Annotated in this window: 1 protein-coding gene; it reads left to right on the top strand. The window is 56.6% G+C overall.

Features of this window, described 5'->3' with window-relative positions; translation table 11 throughout:
• Window positions 1–5,864, top strand: a 5,864-nt coding sequence (locus ABLU88_RS19435) for a type I secretion C-terminal target domain-containing protein (protein ID WP_348837641.1), incomplete at its 5' end; no start/stop codon positions are given.
• Window positions 5,865–6,000 lie beyond the last annotated feature (136 nt).

Here is a 6,000-nt window from a genome sequence, read left to right as displayed (position 1 = left end):
ACAGCGACTCGGACTCGGATAGTGACTCGGATTCGGACAGCGATTCGGACTCCGATAGTGACTCCGACTCTGACAGCGATTCGGACTCCGACAGTGATTCGGATAGTGACAGTGATTCGGATTCCGACAGCGACTCCGACTCCGACAGCGACTCGGATTCTGACAGTGACTCGGATTCTGACAGTGACTCGGATTCCGACAGCGATGCCGATTCCGACAGCGATTCGGACTCGGACAGCGACTCGGACTCTGACTCTGACAGTGATTCGGACTCCGACAGTGACTCGGATTCTGACAGCGACTCGGACTCCGACAGTGACTCCGATTCTGACAGCGACTCTGACTCTGACAGCGACTCCGATTCCGACAGCGACTCGGATTCTGACAGTGACTCGGATTCCGACAGCGACTCCGACTCTGACAGCGACTCGGATTCTGACAGCGACTCCGATTCAGACAGCGATTCGGATAGTGACAGCGACTCTGACTCCGACAGTGATTCGGATTCAGACAGCGATTCGGACTCTGACAGCGACTCGGATTCCGACAGCGACTCGGACTCCGACAGCGATGCCGATTCAGACAGCGATTCGGATTCTGACAGTGATTCAGACTCTGACAGCGATTCGGATTCGGACAGCGACTCGGACTCCGACAGTGATTCCGACTCTGACAGCGACTCTGACTCCGACAGTGATTCGGACTCTGACAGTGACTCGGATTCTGACAGCGATTCTGATTCGGACAGCGACTCGGACTCTGACAGCGACTCGGATTCGGACAGCGATTCGGACACTGACAGCGATGCCGATTCCGACAGTGATTCGGACTCCGACAGCGATTCGGATTCTGACAGCGATTCGGACTCTGACAGTGACTCGGATTCCGACTCAGACAGCGACTCCGACTCAGACAGCGACTCCGATTCCGACTCCGACAGCGATGCTGACTCCGACAGCGATTCCGATTCTGACAGCGACTCGGACTCGGATAGTGACTCGGATTCCGACAGCGATGCTGACTCTGACAGCGATTCGGATTCCGACAGCGATGCCGATTCCGACAGCGATTCGGACTCCGACAGTGATTCGGATTCTGACAGCGACTCGGACTCCGACAGCGATTCCGACTCTGACAGTGATTCGGATTCGGACAGCGATTCGGACTCTGACAGCGATGCCGATTCCGACAGTGATTCGGATTCTGACAGCGATTCGGATTCTGACAGCGATTCCGATTCTGACAGCGACTCGGACTCGGATAGTGACTCGGATTCGGATAGCGACTCCGATTCTGACAGTGACTCGGATTCCGACAGCGACTCGGATTCCGACAGTGATTCGGATTCTGACAGTGACTCGGATTCTGACAGCGATTCGGACTCTGACAGCGACTCCGATTCCGACAGCGACTCGGACTCTGACAGCGATTCGGATTCTGACAGCGATTCGGATATCCCGCAGGCCAATGCGGATACCAATACCGCGCTGATCTCTGAGAACCATGACAATCTCGACGGGGTAAACGGTACGATTACCCAGCTGACAGGCGTGAACCTGCTTGGCGTGGTCGATGTTTCGCTGCTTAGCGGTAATAACTTTGACTTTACTGTCGCGAGTGGAACGACTCAGGATGTGGCACTGGATATTTCCGGCGGCACCACGCTGAGCTCGGCGGCGCTGATTAATACGCTACTGCTGCTGCTGGGTGGAACGAATACCTTCCAGGCCGATCTCGCGGTGGTGAATACGGTGACCGGAGAAGTGGTTGCGCTGGCGTCGAATGCGGTGACTATTACGGCGGGAGGCGTCAGCCTGGATTACAGCGGTAGCGCCAGCTTCAGCGACCTGCCGGAGGGGAACTATACGGTAGTGATTTCGTCGCCAACGAATACCGGGCTGCTGCCGACGCTGGTGAATTTCCTGGCGAATCTCAGCGTAGCGACCGCGGTGGATGTGGCGGTAACCGACTCCGTAGGATACGAGTCCGCGATTATCAGCGGTAACGTACTGCAGACGGATGCGGGTGGGGACGTCGGCGATACCGGTACGGATATTACTGTGACCAGCATCATTGTGACCTCGGTTCCGGGGGCAACGGCGGAACCTGTTAGCTCGGGGGGGACGATCGTTGAGGGCGCCTACGGTACGCTGGTGATCTATGCCGATGGTTCTTACACCTATCACGCGACCGGAGACGCTGACTCTGTCGGTCAAACGGAGGTCTTTACCTACACCATTACGGATGCGGATGGCGATACGGCAACGACGACGCTGACCATTAATATTGGCCTGGCCGATGATACGGATAGCGATGCTGATTCCGACTCCGACAGTGATTCAGACTCTGACAGTGACTCGGATTCTGACAGTGACTCGGATTCCGACAGCGATTCGGATTCTGACAGTGATTCCGACTCCGACAGTGATTCGGATTCCGACAGCGACTCTGACTCCGACAGTGACTCAGATTCTGACAGTGACTCGGATTCCGACAGCGATTCGGACTCTGACAGTGATTCCGACTCCGACAGCGACTCGGACTCCGACAGCGACTCCGACTCCGACAGCGACTCCGACTCCGACAGCGACTCTGACTCCGACAGTGATTCGGACTCAGACAGCGACTCCGATTCCGACAGCGACTCGGATTCTGACAGCGATTCTGATTCCGACAGCGATTCCGATTCTGACAGTGACTCGGACTCAGACAGCGACTCGGACTCTGACAGCGACTCGGACTCTGACAGCGACTCGGATTCTGACAGTGACTCTGACTCGGACTCAGACAGCGACTCGGACTCTGACAGCGACTCGGATTCTGATAGTGATTCCGACAGCGACTCCGACTCTGACAGCGACTCGGATTCTGATAGTGATTCCGACTCCGACAGCGACTCGGATTCCGACAGCGATATCGAGGCCATCCCCGATAGCAACAGCCCGGACGTTGTCGCGCTGGAAGGTAACCTGAACAACGTCAGCGGTACCAGCGGTCAACTGGTTGGCCTGACGTTACTCAGCACCGTCGATGTCTCGCTGCTGTCGGGCAATAATCTGCGCTTTAGCGTGGGTTCCGGAACCGTTGAGGATATGACGGTATCGGTGAACGGCAACTCGCTGCTGACGGCGAGCGGATTGCTGACCACTATCGTCAACCTGCTGGGGGCAGGAAATACCCTGACGGCCGATCTGTCGGTGGTGAATACGGCCACCGGCGAAGTCGTGGCGATTGCGGAAAACAGCGTCTCTATCTCGGCGAGCCTGCTTGGCGGGCTCTCCTATAACGGTACGGTCTCCTTCGCCAATCTGCCGGCGGGCGACTACACCATGGTTATCTCTGCGCCGGAAAGTAACGGCCCCCTGGTATCGTTGATCAACGCGCTGGCGGCGGCCCAGGTGGCAAGCTTCGTCAACGTGGACGTGACGGATTCGGTTGGCTACAGCGTCGGCGCCATTGAAGGTAACGTGCTGGATACCACCGCCAGCGGCGATATGCAGGATAGCGGTCAGGGCATCTCGGTCACCAGCGCGGTATCGGACTCCGTCGACGGATCGACCCCGGTTAACGTGACCAGCGCTGGCGTCAATATCACCGGGGCTTATGGGGTACTGACGATTCACTCTGATGGCAGCTATAGCTACCAGTTGACCAAAGGCGGGGCCGCTATCGGTCAATCGGATGTCTTTAGCTATACCATTACCGATGAAGCGGGCAATACCTCGACGACTAACCTGACGATTAATATCGGCGGCAACATCGAACCGGCGCAGGCCAATCCGGATGCTCAGGAAACGGATCTGACCGCGACGTTCGATACGCTCAACGGAGAAAGCGGTACCGTTGGCCAACTTGTCGGCGTCTCGTTACTCGGTTCCGTCAACGTTGGCTTACTCAACGGCAATAGTTTTGACTTTGACGTCGCCGCGGGGGCAAACGAAAAAGTGCTGCTCGCTGTCTCTGGGACCACCGGCCTGAGCCTGGGCGCGGCCCTGAGCACGTTGCTGAGCCTGCTGGGTGGCGCATCGTCCTTTACGGCGGATCTCTCTATCGTCGATAAGGCGACCGGCGAAGTGGTGCAGGTTCTGACCAACGCCGTCAACATTAATGTTAATGGACTCGGTCTCAGCCTGGGCTATAGCGGCGGCGGCTGGTCCTCAATGTTACCTTCAGGGTCGTACACGGCGGTGGTCTCTTCACCGAATACCGGCGGTCTGTTGGGCGCGCTGCTGGACCTGAACCTGGGCACCTTTGTCAACGTGTCGGTCACCGACTCTGAGGGCTATCACACCGACAGCCTGACGGGGAACGTCCTGCAAAGCGATGGCGACGGCGATGTGGCGGACACCGGGGTAAATATTAAGGTGACGAGCGTCACCGCCACCTCGGTGACCGACGCCGATCCGGTATCGGTCACCAGCAGCGGAACGACGATAGCCGGTGCCTGGGGATCGCTGACCATCCATAGCGACGGTAGCTATACCTATCAGCCGTACGGCGGAGTGAATAGTGTCGGCCAATCGGAGGTCTTTACCTACACCATAACCGACAGTCTGGGCCACACGGCGAGCACGACGCTGACGATCGATATCGACAGCCCGGCTTCGCTGGCGGTGAATGATGTCGTTGCGCTGAACGTGGCAACGGCGCTGGCAACGGTGAATGTTCCGGCGATTGACACCGCGGGGCTGAACACAAGCGGTAAGTCGACAACGGGCGGAGTATCAGCGAGTAAGTCGATTAACTTTAGCGTGGGGGCCGATCGCGAAATGGATACCCTCTCGGTGAATGTGAACTACACCGCGAGTGGATCGGTGGTCAATACCGTCAGGATTGACAGCACGGTCAGCATTTATCACGTACTCAGCGACGGCAGTAAGGTTCTGGTGTGGCAGGGGGCACCGACAGAAAATCTGACCACGATTATCGGCGCAACAGCCAGCGCTACGGATACGCTAACGCTAACGGGTGTGGCATTGAGCGAAGGAAATTACGAGATGGTCCTGGCTTCGAAAGCCACCGCCACTCTGGATTCTTTCTTAACGCCAGCGCCGAATTATACGGTTGGAGCTTCTATCACCGGTACGACGTTCGATACCGCAACGCACTATACGGTGGCAGGAACCAACGTCAGCGGGAATATCCAGAACGGAAACAACTCGGGCGGTACGGAAGATTTCCATGGCGTGCTGTATGCCTCATACACCGTCGCCGGACATACTTCCACTGGCAGTGCCGAATCCTGGACCTTCAACAGCAATGGCAGTATCACCACCAGCAACGGTAGCGCAGTAACCGGAAGCAGCGTCACAATTTACGGTGACTATGGCACCCTGACGATGGCGAATAATGGTTCTTATACCTACAGTCTGAAGGCAGGGATGGATGTGTCGACAATCACGCACAAGGAGGTCTTCGCCTACACGGTAAACGACAGCAATGGCGTTTCTTCCGCGGCGACGCTGACCATCGATCTGCATCCGCAGATTACCGGCAGCGTGAACGGCGACGATATCCACAGCACCGCTTATGACGATACCTTCACCCTGGGTATCGGGGCCGACACGGTGGTTTACAACCTGCTGGCCGATGACAATACCGGCGGCAACGGCAGCGATACCTGGAAGGATTTCTCGGTTGCGCAAGGGGATCATATCGATGTGTCGGCGCTGCTGGTTGACTGGGATGGGAACAGCAGCAGTCTGGGCAACTATGTGACCCTGAGCTACGTTGGCAATAACACGGTGGTATCCATCGACCGCGACGGCGGGGCCGGTGACCATCAATCAACAACCTTAATTACGCTGGAAGGGGTGCATATCAATTCGCTCAACGAGCTGCTTGATACAAATAACTCCAACTAATCGGCGTTATAGTGAACGGCACACGGAAGTGCCGTCCAGATTATTTATTGCGGAGGAATGAATCGGGCAGCGATCCGGGAGATAGCAGACCGTTATTTAATAAAAATAATGATGCGGAAATTATTATATCCGTTTT

The sequence above is a fragment of the Klebsiella sp. GW_Kp182 genome, assembly GCF_040062275.1.
Lineage (GTDB): Bacteria > Pseudomonadota > Gammaproteobacteria > Enterobacterales > Enterobacteriaceae > Klebsiella > Klebsiella michiganensis.
The sequence above is the reverse complement of the archived record's forward strand: the minus strand, read 5'-3'. Positions and strand labels throughout refer to the sequence as shown.